Source organism: Aquimarina spinulae (assembly GCF_943373825.1).
Lineage (GTDB): Bacteria > Bacteroidota > Bacteroidia > Flavobacteriales > Flavobacteriaceae > Aquimarina > Aquimarina spinulae.
Genome location: NZ_CALSBP010000002.1, coordinates 871393 through 890576 on the forward strand (window position 1 = coordinate 871393; position 19184 = coordinate 890576).

General features: G+C 34.0%; 14 protein-coding genes. 7 read left to right on the forward strand and 7 right to left on the reverse strand.

What is annotated here, in order from left to right:
* Window positions 1-5 precede the first annotated feature (5 nt).
* The 3 genes from NNH57_RS09395 to NNH57_RS09405 all read right to left on the reverse strand — a co-directional run bounded on the left by NNH57_RS09395 (window position 6) and on the right by NNH57_RS09405 (window position 3185).
* Entirely contained in the window at window positions 6-1346 is a 1341-nt protein-coding gene (locus tag NNH57_RS09395; RefSeq protein ID WP_373419398.1) for a flotillin family protein, read from the reverse strand.
* 104 nt (window positions 1347-1450) lie between these two features.
* Complete coding sequence (locus tag NNH57_RS09400; RefSeq protein WP_074408843.1) at window positions 1451-2029, reverse strand: hypothetical protein; 579 nt, start codon at window positions 2027-2029, stop codon at window positions 1451-1453.
* 229 nt (window positions 2030-2258) lie between these two features.
* Entirely contained in the window at window positions 2259-3185 is a 927-nt protein-coding gene (locus NNH57_RS09405) for an endonuclease/exonuclease/phosphatase family protein (RefSeq protein WP_132065824.1), read from the reverse strand.
* A gap of 191 nt (window positions 3186-3376) precedes the next feature.
* On the opposite strand from NNH57_RS09405, the gene NNH57_RS26510 reads away from it, so the two are divergent.
* Window positions 3377-3664, forward strand: a complete 288-nt coding sequence (locus NNH57_RS26510; RefSeq protein ID WP_074408845.1) for a 30S ribosomal protein THX — start codon at window positions 3377-3379, stop codon at window positions 3662-3664.
* A gap of 14 nt (window positions 3665-3678) precedes the next feature.
* Here the strand turns inward: NNH57_RS26510 and NNH57_RS09415 are convergent, their stop codons facing one another.
* Window positions 3679-4332: a uracil-DNA glycosylase family protein gene (locus tag NNH57_RS09415; protein ID WP_108807775.1), complete on the reverse strand. Its 654-nt coding sequence runs from the start codon at window positions 4330-4332 to the stop codon at window positions 3679-3681.
* Between the two features lie 224 nt (window positions 4333-4556).
* On the opposite strand from NNH57_RS09415, the gene NNH57_RS09420 reads away from it, so the two are divergent.
* From NNH57_RS09420 to NNH57_RS09445, 6 genes are all read left to right on the forward strand, one after another.
* The gene (locus NNH57_RS09420) at window positions 4557-7706 is read left to right on the forward strand and encodes an RHS repeat domain-containing protein (RefSeq protein ID WP_108807774.1); all 3150 of its coding nucleotides are present in this window, start codon (window positions 4557-4559) and stop codon (window positions 7704-7706) included.
* A gap of 5 nt (window positions 7707-7711) precedes the next feature.
* Entirely contained in the window at window positions 7712-12322 is a 4611-nt protein-coding gene (locus NNH57_RS09425; RefSeq protein ID WP_234423364.1) for a DUF6443 domain-containing protein, read from the forward strand.
* A gap of 64 nt (window positions 12323-12386) precedes the next feature.
* A complete protein-coding gene (locus NNH57_RS09430; protein ID WP_132065826.1) occupies window positions 12387-12845 on the forward strand; it encodes a hypothetical protein in 459 nt (152 codons plus the stop codon).
* Window positions 12846-13295: 450 nt separating this feature from the next.
* Window positions 13296-13445 carry a hypothetical protein gene (locus NNH57_RS09435; RefSeq protein ID WP_159099205.1) on the forward strand — a complete coding sequence of 50 codons (150 nt, stop codon included), beginning with the start codon at window positions 13296-13298 and terminating at the stop codon, window positions 13443-13445.
* The gene (locus tag NNH57_RS09440) at window positions 13445-13921 is read left to right on the forward strand and encodes a hypothetical protein (RefSeq protein ID WP_108807772.1); all 477 of its coding nucleotides are present in this window, start codon (window positions 13445-13447) and stop codon (window positions 13919-13921) included. The genes NNH57_RS09435 and NNH57_RS09440 overlap by 1 nt, the downstream gene beginning before the upstream one ends.
* A 271-nt stretch (window positions 13922-14192) precedes the next feature.
* The gene (locus NNH57_RS09445) at window positions 14193-14573 is read left to right on the forward strand and encodes a VOC family protein (RefSeq protein WP_074408854.1); all 381 of its coding nucleotides are present in this window, start codon (window positions 14193-14195) and stop codon (window positions 14571-14573) included.
* A gap of 130 nt (window positions 14574-14703) precedes the next feature.
* Here NNH57_RS09445 and NNH57_RS09450 read toward each other — a convergent pair whose 3' ends face one another.
* Genes NNH57_RS09450 through NNH57_RS09460 form a run of 3 tightly spaced genes read right to left on the reverse strand, consistent with a single transcriptional unit; the run spans window position 14704 to window position 19130 of the window.
* Complete coding sequence (locus NNH57_RS09450) at window positions 14704-16362, reverse strand: MBOAT family O-acyltransferase (protein ID WP_108807771.1); 1659 nt, start codon at window positions 16360-16362, stop codon at window positions 14704-14706.
* The gene (locus NNH57_RS09455) at window positions 16355-17635 is read right to left on the reverse strand and encodes a GDSL-type esterase/lipase family protein (RefSeq protein WP_082994943.1); all 1281 of its coding nucleotides are present in this window, start codon (window positions 17633-17635) and stop codon (window positions 16355-16357) included. The genes NNH57_RS09450 and NNH57_RS09455 overlap by 8 nt, the downstream gene beginning before the upstream one ends.
* On the reverse strand, window positions 17622-19130 hold the full coding sequence (locus tag NNH57_RS09460) for a GDSL-type esterase/lipase family protein (protein ID WP_132065828.1): 1509 nt from the start codon (window positions 19128-19130) through the stop codon (window positions 17622-17624). Before NNH57_RS09460 ends, NNH57_RS09455 begins: the two co-directional genes overlap by 14 nt.
* Window positions 19131-19184: the final 54 nt, after the last annotated feature.

Below are 19184 nucleotides of genomic sequence, written 5' to 3' on the forward strand. Positions count from 1 at the left end.
CATCTTTATTCCTTGTCCTTGGCATTAGTATCTTTTTTTATTTCAGAATCCAGATTTTCTTTCTCTTCTCCTTTTAAGTAATTAGGCAATTGCATCCCTGCCATATTAAACATTTCTTGTAAAGGTGGTACTGCCTTATACATCCCTGAAATAAAGTTGGAGGTCGAAGTTTTGCCGTCTTCTCCATTACCATTTTCCCAAACGGTAATTTTATCTATTTTAATATTTTTAATTGCTTCTGCTTGTGTTTTAACTAGCTCGGGTAATTTATCCGCTATCAATAATAACACTGCTTCTTTAGGATCATTTCCTGCAGCTTTCACAATACGATCTAACCCTTCTGCTTGTTTAGTTAAAATTTCATACATCCCTTTTGCTTCAGCTTCTTTTTTCATAAAAATTGCATCCGCCTCTCCTTTTGCAATTCGTCTAATTTGTTCTGCCTCTGCCTCTGCATCAATTTCAATTTTTTTCTTATCAATTTGTGCAGGGACAATGATATCTGCGCCTTGCTCTGCTTCTTTACGTTTTGCTCTAGCATCTTCAGCTATTTTCTCAGCTGCATAGGCTTCTTCTAATGCTTTTGCCGATTGTACTTTTTCTGAAGCATTAGCTATTCTCTCTGCTTCTGCTTCACGAGCTCTCCTATCTGCATCAGAATTAGCAACCTGAATCTTTGCTGTATTTTCACCTTCAACCGCTTTTGCATTTGCCGCAGCAACTTGAACTCTTTGGTCTTGAACAGCTTCTGCTTGTCCTATTGCCCCATCTCTATCTTTTTGAGCTACAGAAATAATAGCATCATTAATAGCTTTTGCTGCAGCTTCTTTTCCTAAGGCTTCGATATATCCAGACTCGTCATGTATATCTGTAATATTTACATTAATTAGTTTTAAACCTACTTTCTTCAATTCTGCTTCAACACTATGAGTAATATGTGATAAGAACTTATCTCTATCTGTATTAATTTCTTCAATATCCATGGATGCAACAACCAATCGTAGCTGACCAAAAATAATTTCTTGTGCTAATTCTTGAACAGCATCTAAGCTTAGTCCCAATAAACGTTCTGCTGCATTTTGCATTATAGTAGGTTCTGTAGAAATACCAATAGTAAATCTAGAAGGTACATTTACGCGAATATTTTGTTTACTCAATGCATTAATTAGATTTACTTCTATCGAAATCGGAGTTAAATCCAGAAACGAATAATCCTGAATTATAGGCCATATAAATGCCGCTCCTCCATGAATACATTTAGAAGAACTCTCCCCGCCAGTTTTTCCATAAACCACCAACACTTTATCAGAAGGACAACGCTTGTACCTTCTGAACATAGAGAACATAAAAACAACAAAAATTAATATAACTGCTGCTACTAAATATATACCAGTAACTCCAGCTTCAGCAAATAATGAAAATATATTCATTCGTATTTTATTTAAAATTTTTAGTTAGATAATTTTTCGACCAATAGTAATTCTGAGCCTATAATTTCAACAACTTTTACTATAGTAGAAGTTTTCAAAATTTCTTCAGAATCTGTTACTGCTTCTAATTCTCGTAAACTACCTTGTACTTTAATCTGAATTTTTCCTATACTCGACCGATTTGCTCCAATTGGTAAATATACTTCGCCAATTGCTCCAATAGCATTTTTAATTTTCAATGTACCAGATTCAGCCATTTTATGCATCCAGAAAAACAAAAGAGAGGTTAGCACCATCATTAGTAATCCTGCAAAAGAAGAAATAAAGATTGTAACAATAGTAGATAATTCGTTATCAACACATAAAATACCCGTCCAACCAAAAATGGTAAAAAAAGCAATTACATTTTTAAATGTGAAAAATTGAAAACCTACACCTCCATCATCTGCATCAATATCAGAAATATCTGCTTCCATATCCACATCACTAGCTCCAATAAAGGTCAAAGCAAAAATAATCAGGAATATAATAGAACCTAATATTGCTATAATCCAATATGCTTGCTCGAAGGTTGACATACCTTCAAAAAATTCGTTCATAGATTTCAGAATTAACAGGCATAAATCTACTAAAAAAAATCAAGATTTAGTCATGATAAGAATATTAGAGATGTTAATTTATGAATCCAATCTACATAAATAAGAAGAATAAAAAATGAAGTAATGTTAGATTTCAAACTCCTCTGTCACTAGATTAGACAATAATGAGAGACATAAAAAACATAGGTTTCATTTTTCATTTCTAAATCATTACACCAATCTATCCTGTTTATTTATATACTCCAATTAAAAGCGCATGATCTGATATGCTATAATATTCTTTTTTCAGAAAAACCGGTCTAATCGCTTTAGCACTCCATATTTGATCTATTTCGAATAAAGGAATACCATATGGCCATGTTGCTGTGAATCCTTTAGAAACCTTATGAAAACTATTCAGGCTATCTTTAAAATCACCAAAATGTACACTTTCATAAGGTGTATTAAAATCTCCTACAATAAAAGACGGATTATTTTTTATTGTGAATTCATAGATCGCATGTAATGCCGATTTTCTATTCATAAAAGGTACTGCATTAACATCTGCAACCAGTATTGATGTTTTTTGATTTGCAAGAGTAACAGTAATATAATTAAACTTAAAACTCTCGTCTTTACAATGATACCCGACATCATCTATCTCTCCTTTTACTGCTAGTACCATCCCTCCCTTCAGTTTTTGAATACTATATGATGGAAATGTATTTTTAAACCACATCACATCCTTATCGGTCAACTCTTCGGCTTCTACCAATGCTATAAAAGACGGTTTTTGTTCCTTTGTTTTTTTGATAATAATATCCATCGATCGTTCTCCCTTTCTTGCAATATTCCAAAACAATATACTCTTATCTTTATCAGAAAGTTCTGGTGGTGATTGTGTCTTATAGTAGGTAGCAAACCAATACAACGATACACATAAAAAACACCCGATTAAAGAGTACAATATCTTTTTCTCCCTAAAAAACAATACACATAGCACTAAATTTTTGATCAGTAGAAATAGCACAGGACATGCATAATATATAATATTGATAGGATATATAGTATCCTTAAGAATAAAGTGAATAAAAATGAGTATACCATAAAGTATAAGAAGAAGCTTTCTGTTCGAAATAGTATACCTGCGTTTCAATGTTTTTCGCAAAGGACTCATCCTTACTTTTTTGATTCGCTCGAAAATAGTTTTTTTTATCGAAGTAGGTTCAAGATGTAATAGACTTTCTAATACATAATCCAACTTAAACCTACTTCATTCAAAAAAAAATATTATTTTTCATTTTTCATTTCTAAATCCTTACATTAGTAATTCACACCTAATCAATTATTTAATATAAAATCTAATATATGGGTAAAGGAGATAAAAAAACACGTCGCGGTAAAATCATTATGGGAACGTATGGAAGATTAAGACGTCGTAAAAAATCAACTGCTATAACAGCAGTAGCAAAACCTAAATCAACCCCAAAACCTAAAACATCAGCTAAAACTGAGCCAGCACCAAAAGCTGAGCCAGCACCAAAAGCCGAGACAACACCAAAAGCCGAGACAACACCAAAAGCTGAGTCAAAACCAAAGGCCAAACCAGCTGCAAAGAAGACTACAAAGAAGAAGGCCGACGAAGAATCTGAATAACGTTTAAATCCGGATTAAAAATATTTTTGATATTGCATTACCCTAAAATCAATAGTATTGAATTTAGGGTTTGCTTTTTTTAAAGCCTTATATTCCTGTAAACTCCCTATAGATCGATTGGCAGCTCCCGATGGTGCGGTAAGAGATACTGTACTAATTATCCTGCCTTCTAAACTAAACCGATGTATTCTGGGAATATCGTTTGATACCAACTCTAACTTAAAATCATATGCTTTTAGGTGTTTTCTAAAAAAATATTCTGGGCCATTTTTACTATTGCCTCCAGTAAAAAGCAACGTATCTATTTGTGGGTATTGTTTTAAATATGATATGATATCCCTAAGCGTACTATTTTGCATTCCCAAATCTGATGCATCGATCTTTTCTCGCTCACAACTATGTACAATATCACAAACTCCTATTCCTCTAGAGGTTAAGAAATCTTTTCTTTGATCTATTGCTTTTTGAGTGGTCTCAAACTTTAAACTCAAATCAAATATGCTATCCAAAACAGGCCATAGCAAACCACTTATACTACCATAACAAAAATTAACATCTCCTTTTTTTAATTCTCCGGTAGTAAACCTTGGTGGTGGTAATGTTCCTACAATTAGTTTGGTAGCTCCTTTAGGGAAAAACGGTTCGTATGGGTGCGTATGTAGAAACAAATGAATTACGAATTATGGATTAATGAATCACGAAGGTAGTAGTATTATTTAAAAAGTAAAAGAGGAAGTTGATCCCGATATTCAAACACTTATAACCTCTCGACTATCGACTTCAAAAAAAGCTATTATTTTTTTCTCAGTCCCGAAAAATGAAACTGGCGCGCTTTAATATTGCATTGGGAATATGATTAAAAAACCAAATCAGTCACTACAAAATTACTTTTATGAAAAACACTCTTATTTTTTTAATTGTTTTTTCTATTGGTTTATGTGCCAAAGCGCAAACTAATATAGAAGAAACACCTTATAGTTTACCGAATATCGTGCCTGCGGCTCCCGATGTTCATAATTTTCAGAAATATGGAGATGTTCCGGTGGGATACTATACAGGTATTCCGCAAATCAATATTCCATTGTATGAAATCACCACCAGAACAGGAGTATCTGTTCCTATTAGTTTAAAGTATCATGCGGGAGGAATCAAAGTAGATGAAAAAGCTTCACGTACAGGTTTAGGGTGGAGTTTACAAGCAGAAGGAATGATTTCTAGAACCGTAAGTGGATTACTTGATTTTACAGGAACCTTTACCAAACCTAATCTAAATACATTTAACCCCAATGACTCGGCTAACAATTATAGTGATTATCTGTATGCAAATTCTGTTATAAAAGGCGAATCTGATAGTCAACCGGATATCTACTCCTATACTTTTTTAAATACATCGGGTAAGTTTGTTTTTGACAAAGACAAAAACCTTCATTTAATTCCCCAGAAGGCCATAAAGATTACTCCTAATGAAAGCATAAATACATTTCAAATTACAGATGAGAATGGTACTGTTTTTACTTTTGATCAAATAGATCAATCTTATGTTACCTCTACTTGTCCTGCATCTCTAGGTGTTATTGAGAATCAATTTAACTCAAGTTGGAAATTACGTAAAATACGAACTACTGATGGTGAAGAAATTAATTTTACATATCGAACATTTCAGTACCAATATATGTACTCCAGGGAATTTACCAAATATATAAAAGATATAAATCAATTTGGATGCCCTAACAAAGCAGATAAAGGCTGTCAGAAAACCATACATCATACAGAAGCTGTATTAGAGAAGATTTCTTTTAGTAATGGGACCGTAGATTTTATATACTCAGACGATACCAATTACCCTATTGCAGGTAGTAACATAAGAAAAGACCTTCCAGGAAATCATGCCCTACGTAAAGTAATCATAAAGGATTTTTTAGGAAATGAGGCAAAAAGTTTTGAATTACAATATGATTATTTTAAAGCACAAAATAGTTCTACAAATGCAGATGACTACCGTCTAAAACTCATAGCGCTTGAAGAAATAAATGCTGATAAAAAACATCAGTTTTTGTATAATGAGAGTATAAAACTACCCAGACGTTTTAGTAATTCACAAGATTATTGGGGATATTATAATGGACAAGGTAGTCAACCTTTATACCCTACTACATTTTATGGAGGACAACTTCTGCTAGGAGGTGATCGTGAGGTCTATCCTGAATATGCAAAAGCTGGCGCACTACGACGTATTGTATATCCTACAGGGGGGTATTCTGAATTTGAATATGAATCCAATCAATATTTTTCATCCACAGGAAAAAATGAATATAACATAGGTAGTACTCTAATTGCTTGGGCGAATGGTTCTAATTATAATTCAAGTCAGAATTTTCCTTTTACCATTCTGGAAAAGTATGAAGGAATCAAACTTAAGGTAGACAATACATGCGAAAATACAGAAACTGTATTCGATGATGCCTGTTCCTTTAAAGTCTTTAACAGTAATAATGAACAGGTTTCTTTTATAAGAGAGGCTGGAGAATACAATTTTGGATTGGATCCCGGTAGTTATACTATAAGATTCGAGTATTTGGGAGATACCTGTAATTGTAAAGCAACCATGAGTTGGGTAGAAAATGAGATTGTAGGGGCAAATACAAACGTCCTGGCTGGTGGACTTCGTATTAAAAAGCTAAAAAATTATGATGGTATTAAAACAGAAGAAACTCAATATGCATATACTCAGGAAAACTCCACTCGATCCAGCGGTATTATCCAGGGGAAACCTATATTTTCTTATGTGATTACAGAACCTAATCCCGATGCAACTTTAGGAGCTTGTACTTACCTATCTATACATTATTCTTCTATCTATCCTATAGCCACTGCTTCAGGAAATTCTGTAGGGTATACCACAGTAACCACGAGTAAGCATAATAACAATGAGAACGGTAAAACGGTATATACATTTACCAATGATAGTGACATTATAAACTCTGGACTACAAACCCCTACTCCTATTACTTCCTTCGACTGGAAACGAGGGTTGTTACTCAGTACTACAATGTATGACCATACAAATACTAAAGTATATGAAGAAATTAAGGAGTACGACTTTGACTATAGTTTTATCAATAATTCATCAGAGAGCTATCGATTTGATAGTGTAATCAGTGGGTTATCTATTATAGGAGGAAGAATCCCCGGATCTCCTCCTAATGGTCCCAATACCCAATTTAGTTGGTCTACATATCATATTACAAGTTCTTGGGTAAAACCAATTACGACTACAAAAAACTATTTTTCCCCAGCAAACTATACACAACGTGATCGCTATTATTATGATAACATAAATCATTTACAGCTAACCCGTGTAGAGACAGAAGGTAGTGATAACAATAAAGTGGTACAAAAAACAATATATCCTCTTGATATTACAAACCCTACACAAGCAGAACAAAAACTTATCGATCAACATCGATTAACAGAGCCTATTCGTGTAGAAACCACAAAAGGTAGTTCAAAAACAGTGATTCAAACCCTTTATAATGACAACAAGTGGCCCGGCTTGGTGCTTCCTGAATATATACAAAGTAAAAAAAATAATAATGTTCCTGAGAATCGGATTGTATACTACAAATATGATGATAAAGGAAATCCATTAGAAGTATCGCAAGCAAATGGTACTCACATCATCTATATCTGGGGATATAATGATACCTACCCTATAGCCAAGATCGAAAATACGACCTATACCGATATGCCGACAGCTATTGTTGATCTTATCAACCAGATCAAAACGGCAAGTACTACTGAAAATTCTGAAGCTGCTGAAACTTCAATCAGGGAATTGTTTGATCAACTAAGGGAACATCCCTATTTCAAAGCTGCACAGGTAGCATCTTATACCTATGATCCGTTGATTGGTATTACCAGTATCACTGATCCTAAAGGATATCTGATGACGTATCATTATGATGCTTTTAACCGATTAGAATTTATAAAGAATGCAGAAGGAAATCTAGTTTCTGAAAACAAGTATAACTACAAAAACTAAGGATGATGACCACAAAACAGATATATATATGTACAATAGCAATGTTTATAGGATTTATAGGCGTCGCACAATTCGGAGGTGGAGATGGATTATTGTTCCGTGATGCCGATGCCGATGGTTATGGAAATCCAAATCTTACAATTTTTGATGATGGGGGTAACCATCCTGGGTATGTAACTAATGGGGATGACTGTAATGACAGCGATCCACTTATTAATCCCAATAAAGCGTGGTATATAGACAATGACGGGGATGGTTGGGGTAGTAACTCGGTCGCTAAAAGACAATGCTATAAGCCTTCGGGCAATTATGTAGATAAAAGTGGGGATTGTAACGACAGTAATGCTTCAATACGACCAAGAACCTTTTATCGTGATAATGATGGTGACGGGTATGGAGTGAGTAGTGGAGTTATTACCAGTTGTAGTTCTGCAAGTAATCCACCTTCAGGATATGCCAATAATCCTGATGATTGTAATGATACTAATGGAAGCCTACATCCTAATACAAGATGGTCATATGATGGCGATGGCGATGGTTGGGGAGGTAATGATATCTATTACATTGGTTGTTCAAGACCTAATGAACCTAAATACGCCGAATACATCCTACAAGGAGGAGATTGTAATGACGGGAATGCAGCGATACATCCTAATACGGTTTGGTATAAGAATAGCGATGGAGATGGTTTTGCCAGCGATAAAAAAATCCAATGTACTAACCCCGGAAGTGGATATAGCTTAACGGTAAAACCATTAGGAGATTGTAATGACAATAACGCTTCAATACATCCTAATACCGTTTGGTATAAGAATAGTGATGGGGATGGTTTTGCTAGCAATAAGAAAACCCAATGTACTAACCCTGGTAGTGGATATAGCTTAACAGTAAGGCCACTGGGTGATTGCAATGATAATGACGCTTCAATTCATCCCAATACGATTTGGTATGCTGATAGTGATGGAGATACCTGGGGGGATAAAAACATAACCAAACAACAATGTACACAACCATCTGGATATGTAACCAATGACGATGATTATGATGATACTACCATAAATATAACCAATATTCAGCCACAGTATTTTTATAATGATGCCGATAATGATGGATTTGGTGACCCCAATGATGGAGTGTATTACAGTGTGCAACCTTCGGGGTATATCTTAAATAATCAGGATAGATGCCCTGGAGTTTATGGAGAACGACTGGGATGTATAATAACTCCTCACCTGTTAACCTTATCTGATGAAAATTATGTATTTACCAGGGTATATCAAGAAGAAATGTCATCACCCAGCCAAATCAAATATAATAAAGAGGTTATCGAAAGTGTTACCTATTTTGATGGATTAGGAAGGCCCTTACAGCAACGTTCTATAGCTGTATCACCAGATGAAAACGATATTGTAACTCATGTAGCATATGATGATTATGGTCGACAAGACAAACAATACCTGCCTTTTGAAACTAATACTACGGTGGGGAGTTATAAAGATGTAAATGTAAATGCTGATATCAACTCGTATTATAAAACTACCTATGCAGATGATTTTGTCGGAATAGATGCTAATCATAATGATTTTAATGCGTATTCACATAGTATTTTTGAGAAGTCACCTCTTAATAGGGTGCTAGAACAGGGAGCCCCAGGTACAGCCTGGAAAGCAGATCGTACTAGTGATACAGATCATACGATCAAATTTGATTGGAGTACCAATGTAGCAGATGAAGTAGTGTATTTTAGAGTAAACTTCGCAAATCCAGGAAATACAGAAGACCCTAATCTGGTACAGGATGGTTTTTATACTCCCAATAAGTTGTATATCACCATTACCAAAGATGAAAACTGGACTTCTGCAGATGGGAATCTACATACTACCAAAGAGTACAAGGATAAACAAGGTAGAATTGTCTTAAAAAGAACCTTTGCTTCAACAGGCTCAGCAACAGGGGCATCGAGTGCAGTCGAGGCGCATGATACGTATTATGTATATGATGATTTCGGGAATCTATCATACGTTATCCCACCTAAGGTAACTACAAATGATGATGTATCAGATATTGAGCTTTCAGAATTATGCTATCAATACCGATATGATAATCGCAATAGGCTTATCGAGAAGAAAATCCCTGGTAAGGATTGGGAGTATATTGTGTATAATAAACTAGACCAGCCTATTCTTACTCAGGATGCCAGTTTAAGACAAGAGAATTCTGGTAAACCCTGGGATCAATGGCTATTTACCAAATATGATGCGTTTGGAAGAGTAGTATATACAGGATCAATAATCAACGGAAGTACCAGAAAGGTATTACAGGGCAGAGCTAATGCTTCGACTGATCCACTTTACGAAGCTAGAATTACTGCTCCTATAGCTATTGCAGGAACATCATCATATTATAGTTTGAATACGTATCCAAACAGGGGATTATATAAAGTATATACGATCAATTATTATGATGATTATACTTTTGATATTGCAGGATTGAACGACCCAGGAACGGTATATGCCGAAACTACCTCTGATCGAACCAAAACACTACCTACGGGAAGCAAAGTACGGGTGTTAGAAACTAACGATTGGATTACCACGGTTACTTATTATGATAAAAAAGCAAGGTCTATCTATATAGCCAGTAAAAATGAATATCTTAATACCACTGATATTGTAGAAACCAAACTGGATTTTGTAGGTAAGGTAGAAGAAACTACTACTAGACACAAGAAAGGCAATAATGCTGAAATTGTTACTGTAGATCGTTTTGAATACGATCATGTTGGTAGATTAACAAAACAAACTCAAACTATAGGAAATCAGGAAGAAACTATTGTTGAAAATACTTACGATGCTTTAGGGCAATTAGAACGTAAAGAAACAGGAGGGGGATTACAAGAGGTTGATTATACCTATAATGTACGTGGTTGGCTTACTAAGATCAATGATCCCGATATAGCTCTAGGCAACAAGCTCTTTGCTTTTGGGATTAATTACAACACCACTACAGAAAACCTGGGAGCAACGGCTTTGTATAATGGTAACATTAGTGAAACCACCTGGAAAACAGCAAATGACAATACCAAAAGAGGATATGGATACCAATATGATGCCCTTAACCGGCTAACAAGTGCGATAAATACAGATGCTAATAGCTTGGCAGGAGTATCTTATGATAAGAATGGTAATATTACATCTCTAAAACGTAAAGGTTCTGCTTTTGATTTGCTTACTTATAACTACAGCCATAACGAAGTAGGGAATACATTATTAAAAGTTACCGATGCGGGAGATAAAACCAAGGGGTTTATCGATAGCAACACAACCGGTGATGATTATGCCTATGATGCCAATGGTAATATGATTTTGGATCAAAACAAGGGGATTACCAGCATTACTTATAATCATTTAAATCTCCCTAAAACAGTAACTGTAATTAATACTTCGCATACCGGAAATATTACCTATATTTACGACGCCACTGGGGTAAAATTAAAAAAGATTACCACAGAGGGAAGTTCATCAATAACAGAATATGCCAGTAATTATGTGTATAAGAATGGTGTGTTAGAATTCTTTAACCATGCGGAAGGAATCGTAGAACATGAAGCCGATGGATATAAGTATGTCTATCAGTTTAAAGACCATTTAGGGAATATCAGACTCTCATACAAAGATGCGGATAAAAATGGTACTATAACGCAAAGTGAAATTGTACAGGAGAAGAACTACTACCCCTTTGGGATGACTCATTCTGGATATAATACTACACTACGAGGGAGAAATCATAATTATGGTTTTGTAGGGAAAGAAGAGCAGGAAGAACTAGGGTTGGATTGGATGGATTATGGAGCTAGGAATTATGATGCATCTTTAGGGCGTTGGATGAATATTGATCCTTTAGCAGAAGTTTATTATGGAATGAATCCTTATGGTTATGTTTTTAATAATCCTGTACAGCTTTTTGACCCTGATGGGATGCGTGTTAAATATGTTAGACAGGAAGGACAAAGTCGTAAGGAATTTAGACAAGCTAGAAGGGAATTCAAACGTACAAACAGAAGGTTAAGCAGAGATTCTAAGACTCATAAACAGAATTTTAAAACGCTTAAAAAATCTAAAAACACCCACTCTATAAGTTTTAATCGCGGTAAAGGTTCAAGTGTTGAACGAGTTGGAGCTAAGAATAGAGAAACAGGGAATGATACTAATGTCAATATAGATTTAAATCAAGAATCAGATGGAGATCAAGGGAATGAATTTGTTATAGCCCATGAGTTATCTCATGTAGTTGATGATGATAATGGTTCAAGTAGCCCTATTGAAGCTGATATAAACATACTTAACGATAGCCCTAGAGCAATTACTCAAAAATCATTGGACGCAAGCAATCAAAATAAAGAAATTAACGAATCTAATGCTTCACATGTAGAAAATATAATAAGAGGAGAGGTTAGTAATTCTAGAGGAGTTAAAATACCTTTAAGAGCAACATATACTATAGGAGTTGAGTCTTTTAACTTCGGACAGTATGATATAAAGTCCAAAGTTATTAATGTAATAAAAAAGAATTATGATTATTATAAAAAATCTAAGAGTAAAACTGATAAAAAATAGGTTTTTGGTTTTGTTAATTATTCTGATTTCTTGTGCTTCTTCTAAAAAAGAGGTTATTAAAAAAATGAAATCAGATTGTTATGTGACAAAGGCTGACTCTTATAAGCTTCCAAAAGAAATTAACGAATCTACAACTAGTTTAGTTAAAAGTTTTTCTAATTCCAATTATGAATTACAAATACTACATATAAAAGTAATTCAAGGATATGATTATAAGGTTAATAGTAGAATAATTTATTTTAAGAATGACAAGTTTTTTATAAAGGATGATAAAGGAGATGTAAAAGAAATTAGTAACCTTAAATTTGAAATAGTCTCTGAAAAACTAGATCAAATAGACAAACAGAATTTTATAGCTGTTTGTGATAACAATAGTTCGTCTAAAGAAATAAACCAGTTTTATCTTAAACAAAAAGATAAAATTACGTTTAGTTTTATTTTTACAGGAAAAGGATTAAATCAAATTGATACTGATTTATCAAAAAATGAAGTATCATTTATTAAACTTTTTACGCAAGATTAATAATATTTAAAAAAGTAACATAGGTAATGTCCCAAACTGGTGCTTTTGAGAAAAAGCATGTTTTTAAAACTGATTACCCCTGCTGCTCCTAGCGTGTAATTGATCGCCCCGCTCCCGCTAGCGTCTCGCTAGTGGCGTCAAAGATTGGTGGGTAAGAATACAAAAATTAGAAAAACCAGTTACAATAATGTAACTGGTTTTTATTAGAATTACAATATTCTAGTTTCATTTTTTGAAACTGTACTATTATATTTTAGCAAGATGAGCAGGAATTATAAACTTTATAATACATCTGGATTATATTTTGTTAGCTTCGCTATGGTGTATTGTAAATATAGTAGTGTAAAAAATTATTAGGATAACTATAATACAGTGTAGAGATTGATATTTTTTGCGTTATCTAAACTGTAGTGCCACTAGCGAGACGCTAGCGGGAGCGAGGAAAATGGAATGTCAAGTATTACCGTTGTAGGTATTGTTATTAATGAAGCAGCTGCAGCTAAAGCAGCAACAGAATATATAAAAGCCGGATATAATATAAATACTAAAACTGTTAATGGATCAACTCTGTTAACAAGAACAAAAACACTTAAGAAATAATGGATAATTTATATAGATATGAACGAATTATTAAAAAATTCGAGGAGCTTTATGGAGATTTAGAAAACCTAAAGACAAATAATGATAATTTGCATACAAGAGTCTTCTATACAGATATAAAGTTATTTAGAAATAATCATGGGTTTAAGTTACTATCTATGGAATTACCTGTTTTAGAATGTCAATTAGACAACGGTAATTATGTTTTAGCCACAACTAACTCATTATTTAGTATTTATGACAATATTAAATATGAAATGAAGTATTCTGACTTTTCTAAAAATGATAAGAAATATTTTTCTAAAAATGGCCAAATAGCAGAAGGAAAAACAAGAGTTTTTAAGTACTACCTAAAGGATGGGAATGAATTTTTGTATGAAATAGATTCTTTGTATCCTGCGGATATTGTACATAATAGACTTGTTTTAAGTATGCAATTTGGAAAATATGATTCCCCCACTGCTCCTAGCGTGTAATTGATCGCTCCCGCTATGCCTCTTGGCTAGTGGCGATGATGAGTGAGCGATATGAGTAAGAAATAAATTATACTAAATCCACAGCATTAGTATTGTGGATTTTTTTGATATTTTGTAATACAAAATATCAAAAAATTAGAGGTTTAAGATCTAAGTATATATTATATAAAAAAGACCAGATAGCACTATTCTATATATTACTTTTGTACTAATAATAACCTCTTGTTACGATAAATCAAAAAATATCGTTAACCAATTATAAAATAATGAGATGACAAAGAAATGTAATCCAGTTGTTTATTTTGAAATCCCAGTTACAGATATTGATAGGGCTATTAGTTTTTACAAATCTGTATTTAACTTCACTTTTGAAAAAGAAATTATTGATAAAAATGAAATGGCTTTGTTTCCATTTGTAGAAGAAAACATCGGAATTTCGGGAGCATTAGCAAAAGGAGAAATCTACAAACCAACACATAACGGAGTTGTAATTTATTTCAATACAGAAAACATAGACAAGACCTTAAAAATTGCAATTGAAAGTGGTGGACAAATGTTGTATCCAAAAACATCAAATGGAGACCTGGGTTTTGTTGCAGAATTTGAAGATAGTGAAGGAAATAGAATTGCTTTACATCAACCATTAAATTGATATGAAAAAAAACAATTTGATCGCTTGGATATGATAGCACAGAAATGCTTTCTGTGCTGGGTACGAGTAATAATTCAAAGAATATAGGAATAAAAACTCAAATCCTTCCTCTACTCTAACACTTCACTGTCTAAAACTGGAAATAAATAAAAGGTTGAAAATCGGCTGCATAAGTTTGGTAGCAGACAATTGCTACAGCTATCACCACTACAGCTTTAATAACCATATTGCTTTTAATAAATGCGTTTTCTATCCAACCTTTGGTGCGATACGGTAACCAGTGGGTAACATATCCCAAAAGCATAACAATAAATACAATACGATACTCCCACAATACAGCCAGGGCATTCTGCCAATCCATATTAGTGATCACTTGCTGATAAAAGCGATCAATATGATCCATACTGTTTCCTCTAAAATAGATACGGGTAAAGGTAATAAACACAAAAGTCAGTGCAATTCTCCATAGCAAGACATACCAGGCCTTAGATTCTGCGTACGGGCTTATTTTACGCCAATATTTGTATGCTACAATTCCGATACCATTAAGTCCGCCCCAGATCACAAATTTCCATGAGGCACCATGCCATAATCCACCGACCAACATGGTAATCATAATATTAACATTTCTATTAAAATGCCAGGCCAATCTGGGTGAGAACAATGTAATAATAAGCATAGCACCAATTCCCGAAGCAGCCAACAGCGCTATCGAATAATCAGATATCGCAAAAACTCCTAAAAATGTAAAAATCAGTATAAATGTGTAGGAAAAAATAGAGCCATTACGATTACCTCCAATAGGTATATATAAATAATCTTTAAGCCAGCTGGATAGCGAAATATGCCAACGTCTCCAGAAATCGCCACAGTGAATCGCTTTATACGGTGAATTAAAATTAACCGGTAGTTTATAGCCCATAAGCAGTGCCAACCCAATAGCAATATCGGTATACCCAGAAAAATCACCATAGATTTGTAGTGAATATCCAAACATCGCCATGATATTGGTAAAACCAGAAAACATCTCGGGAACATCAAATACCCGATCCATAAAATTGGCTGCAATATAATCGGCAAATAACATTTTTTTGATCAAGCCCTTTAAAATCATAAAAGTTGCCTGGCCAAATTCTTTTTTGGTAATCGTAATTTCTTTTCTGATCTGAGGGACAAAATCAGCAGCCCGTACTATTGGCCCAGCAACCAACTGCGGGAAAAAACTAACAAAAAATCCAAAATCAATAATAGATGTTAAAGGTTTGATTTGTTTTCTATAAATATCTACACTGTAACTAATCGTTTGAAATGTGTAAAAAGAAATCCCTACAGGAAGAATAATCTTATCTACTGTAAAGTAATCCACCCCGCTCCAGGTATTAGTCCATTGCGCTAGGTAATTAATAACTTCGTAATCGGTCTGAAAAAGGAAATTATATGATTCTGTAAAGAAATAAGCATACTTAAAATAACAAAGTGTTCCCAGGTTAATAATCACACTTATAGCAACCAATGTTTTTTGAAGTAGCACCGATCTACTTTTATAAATAGCTCTACCTAAAAAGAAATCATTGACCGTACTAAATAGTAAAATACCTATAAAAAGACCACTGGTTTTATAATAAAAAAGTAGACTTATAGCAAAGAGATAAGCGCTTCGCAGATTTTTTTTGCTATACACTATAGCATAAATAAAATATATTACTGCAAAGAAAATCCAGAAGTTCGCTTGTGTAAAGATCAACGGAAAATCTTCTGAAAAAGAAAATATGTCAATAAGTCTATTCATTAATTACCTGATTCAAAATAGAGTTTGGCTCTAATTGCAATTCGTTTTCCCATGAATGCGCTAGTGCCTGTAACAAAAGATCTGCTTTTATACGATATCCCATAACCGTAAAATGAATACGATCTCTAGGCATTAGTTTATTTGCATACCAATCTTTTGAAGAATTAAAACCTCCCATAATTTCATAAAAATCCCAAACTGCCATTTTTTGCTCTTTTGCCACTTCATAGATAATCTTTTGAGCAATTCTGGTTCTTGGGTTTGGAAATTTCTTTTTATAATACGAATCATTAGGTACAGTAAGTAATACAGCACAATCGGGATTAGCCTTTTGTATTAATTTGATTAAATCTGTATAGTATGCTTTATATGCGTCTGGATTAAAATCGGGGTGATATGCATCATTGGTACCAATAGATACTATAAATAAATCTGGTTTGTAGAGCAATAACTGATCATCAAAAAAGCGACATCTTTTATAATACGAAAAACTACCTCCATTTACCCCAATAGAAGTATATTGAATTCCATTATTATCGTTCATCAATTCGATACCCATCATCAAAAACTCGGCTTTTTCTTCATCTTTAATTTTGCGAATACAAAACTCAATTTCTTCAACACTTTTATGTAATGTATATTCTATAAAATGTGCCTCTTTATTTTCTGTAATTGCTGATACTAGCGAATCTTGTTTGAAAGATATTTCATAGTCATCACTCCAATTATCATAAAAAATTCTGATTTTATTAAAATCATACATCTTTTCATGATAATTATTTCCATTCGCTATTATTTTCACATTGGATATACTGTCTTTAAAAACGGCTGTTACTCCCGATAATCCCCAGGCTACACTATCTTTTCGAACCGAACATCGATATCCTTTCCATTCGCCATCATACTTTACTCTATAATTACCAGGATTATTCGTTTTGGCAATACTAAACGGATAAATAAACCCTCGTTGTCCTTTTGCAGTGGGGCTCATCATCTGAAGGTATGATCGCAGACGATTCGAATAAATATCTGCTTGTATATGAGATCCCCCGATATGAAAAACGTGCAAATCTTCTTTTCCACCTTTTGCAATGGTGTCTAATTTGCGGAAAAGTGTTTTAAATGCCGGTGAATTTTCTGCCATTTTTATGGTATTGGCTTTCCAATTCACAAAAGGGTATTTATTTTGTATGGTATCTATAACATAGGTTTGTGCCATCAAGGGCAATGTTAAAAGCCATACATAAAAGAATAATTTGTTACGTGTCATCATGGTTATTAGGTTCTTTGAGGTCAAGGTATAGGGCTGTAAAAAATAGTTCTGAAATTATTTTGGTTCCTTTCCAGGTAAAATGCATATAATCTTTGGCAGTTAATTTTTCGTCTACCCATAATTTCATTGCTCCTTTTCCCCCCATAGCATCATACATACTCCAGTAGGCTACATTATTTTCCAGGCAAGTTTTCATTAATTCAGCATTAAGATACGGCAATAATGGGTAGGTTTCCATTTTACCGTTTACCGGAAGACACATATCTGTTGGTCCTATAAATAAAACGTTGGTATTTTTTGCTCGTCTTCTAATCCAATTTATTTGTCTGGCAATTCGTTTAGTATACTTGGTTACATCGGTAGAATCTTTGAGATATGGCATCGTATTACCCCCATATTGCATAATAACAATTTTGGGTCTTAATTGCCTCATCATCTGGCTATAGATAGTCGCATTAGAGCTTGTAAAAACAGTTCCCGAAGCACCACGCATCGCTACATTATCAATTTGCACTCTAGATCCTCCATCCAACGTTAATCCATAAAAATCTGCGCTCACCTTGCCTTCCAGTTCAATTTTAAGATCTGTAGGTGCAGTCGCTGTTCTTATTTTATATTGATGGTATTTACCATCTGCAATCAAATCGTCTTGCTGAATTAAAACTCCACCATTATATACCGATACTTTGATCGGAAAGTTACAATTACCATAATGCAAACCAATATTGGTAAAATACCTGAATTTTGCATATGCTTTCTTAGACTTCCCTATTTTTACAGAAGCTTTGATGATTGGTAAAGAATCAACCATAGTACTATCCGGAAGCTCTTTTTGATATGCTGTAAAACGAGAAGCAGAAAGATATGCACCATATTTTCGCTGTGAAAACTTTTTTTGGGTTGGATCAAAAAGTGCATAACGTTGCCAATTTTCGCTTGGTTCTATAATAGCACTTATTTGATTATACACAGGTAACACAGGAAGAAACCCGGGACCGCTACCCCCATACATCCCCTGAAGCCTGTTACGAAGATATCCTGTAATACGATCTCCTTCGATCTGAGAATCACCATAATGTATAATTCTACACGATCTGGAAGATAGTTTTTCTCTCAACTCATCTGCAAAATCGGGGTTACTCTCGGGATATTTGATCCTAACAATGCGAGTTGTATCAATTTTTGAGAAGTCAGGAAGCTTTTTGATTTCCTCTGTTAAGGCAATATCTTTTTTACTTTCATCGGTTTCGATATCCAGAGGAGTTACAATCTGAGTAACCTCTAGAATATCTTGCCTTGTAAGTGATGAGTCTTTTTCTAATCCCAAAAATGTAGTATATGTAGGGTATTTAACCGAAACCCCTTCATACGAGAACCCATCATCTTGTGTTTGAGTTTTTTGAACTCCTCCTTTTTGACTTAAAAACATAAGTCCAAATAATACTCCTAATACGAATAGGATAAATAATGATATTTGAATAGGCCTGATTCTCAATGTTTCCCGGGGATATTTCTACTTTTTAGTAAAAATAGAAAGATTTTAGAAACT